The 1,357-nt window shown below is 42.3% G+C and carries 3 protein-coding genes and 1 pseudogene; 1 reads left to right on the top strand and 3 read right to left on the bottom strand.

Annotated features, from left to right (window positions below; all coding sequences use genetic code 11):
• Window positions 1–59: 59 nt before the first annotated feature.
• The gene (locus F6K38_RS42100) at window positions 60–452 is read right to left on the bottom strand and encodes a helix-turn-helix domain-containing protein (protein WP_287313887.1); all 393 of its coding nucleotides are present in this window, start codon (window positions 450–452) and stop codon (window positions 60–62) included.
• Window positions 453–514: 62 nt separating this feature from the next.
• On the opposite strand from F6K38_RS42100, the gene F6K38_RS42095 reads away from it, so the two are divergent.
• Window positions 515–697, top strand: coding sequence for a hypothetical protein (locus tag F6K38_RS42095; RefSeq protein ID WP_008188156.1), 183 nt, complete (start codon window positions 515–517; stop codon window positions 695–697).
• 83 nt (window positions 698–780) lie between these two features.
• On the opposite strand, the gene F6K38_RS42090 is transcribed toward F6K38_RS42095, so the two are convergent.
• Both F6K38_RS42090 and F6K38_RS42085 read right to left on the bottom strand, forming a co-directional pair.
• Complete coding sequence (locus F6K38_RS42090; protein ID WP_008188157.1) at window positions 781–1,047, bottom strand: element excision factor XisI family protein; 267 nt, start codon at window positions 1,045–1,047, stop codon at window positions 781–783.
• A 108-nt stretch (window positions 1,048–1,155) separates the two neighbouring features.
• Window positions 1,156–1,357: pseudogene (locus F6K38_RS42085) on the bottom strand (hypothetical protein); the annotation flags it as partial.

Here is a 1,357-nt window from a genome sequence, read left to right as displayed (position 1 = left end):
CTCGGATTTCACGAGGGTTGGTATTTCACCAACATGGTTATCAAGTTGTCAAGGTTCTGTTACCTTGCGGCTAATCCCCCATACCTTTTATTAGGTAAGGTTTCTAGCCAACGAGTCGCACGTATTTTTTTATACCAAGGACGTTGCTTCTTTAGCACAGGAAGAGCTGAGCTTTGAATCTCGTAAGCATTACGCCTAGGATTTTTCTGGCTCTTTTTCCATGGATAGCCAACAGAGCTCGATTTGCTTACCGAACAAGTAAGCGGGCACGCTTCTCCATCACTCCTGAGATCGCAGAAATTCCCCAGTTTTGGAGATCTGGCTTGCTCATAGGAATCATTCCTGTCTCTCAACAAATAATTATATTGAGCTAACAACATGTCTAGCCATTCAACCATGGTGGCTTTTTGCTGAGGACTAGGCTTGAGTTTGTAGACATAACCCAGTTGCATAGAATCGACCTATTTGCTGTGCTATTTTAATTATATATTCCCGAAATTAATATGACAATAAAATGGTAAAACAAAAATCTAGAATAGTAGGACGTCCCTGTCTTTATGAGGAACCAAAAACAACACACACCATCAAGGCAACAAATACAGCTTGGAACGGATTAAAGCAGTTAGCAGCTAAAGCAGACTTGAGTTTGTATGAGTATCTAGAATTACTGGGGAGAACCGGTGTATTACCTGGTTGATAAATTGTAGCTTACGCCATTTGAGAAGGAAAATTCATCCCGGAGACAAAACCTTAGGATAGTGGAGCCTTAATCAAAAAGTTTTAACCAAAGGTGCGCTTTCCGTTCGCCGTAGGCGACGCTTTCGGCAAAGCCGACGCTGCGCTTTCCGTAGGCGAATTTAATTCGCCTACGGAAAACGCACCATTACGGTCTTGGGGCTTTCCCCCATGAGCAACTGCATCAAGACAATGATCTTGCTCAGGATCGAAGAATTTATAGACTTTGATATCTTCATTGGCTAGCTTAACCAGACTATGCTTTTCCAATATTTCCTGAATCAGACGACGATACTGAATTAACTTATCCACTGCAAAATTACCTCCTGATTTGGATCATATAGCAATAGGTGTATTTGAGATTCTTGAATCGTTTGTTGTGCGAAAGCTTGAGATGAATGCTGCGTAAGTATTCAGCCGTCAGCCGTCAGCCGTCAGCAGTGAACTTATTTTATTCAAAAGCACCTCGAGTAGCACCATCTGTAGCGCATAAAATGTTGGCCTAGCCTGACCTACGGCCAATAGCTGATAGCTGATAGCTGATAGCTGATAGCTGATAGCTGATAGCTGAATGCTTACAATGCTGCTGGCTAACGTTTTCCTACAAAGCCAGCTTAAAAAT

The sequence above is a fragment of the Moorena sp. SIO3B2 genome (assembly GCF_010692525.1).
Classification (GTDB): domain Bacteria; phylum Cyanobacteriota; class Cyanobacteriia; order Cyanobacteriales; family Coleofasciculaceae; genus Moorena; species Moorena producens.
Note: the sequence above shows the minus strand (reverse complement) of the source record. Positions and strands in the feature narration are given on the sequence as shown.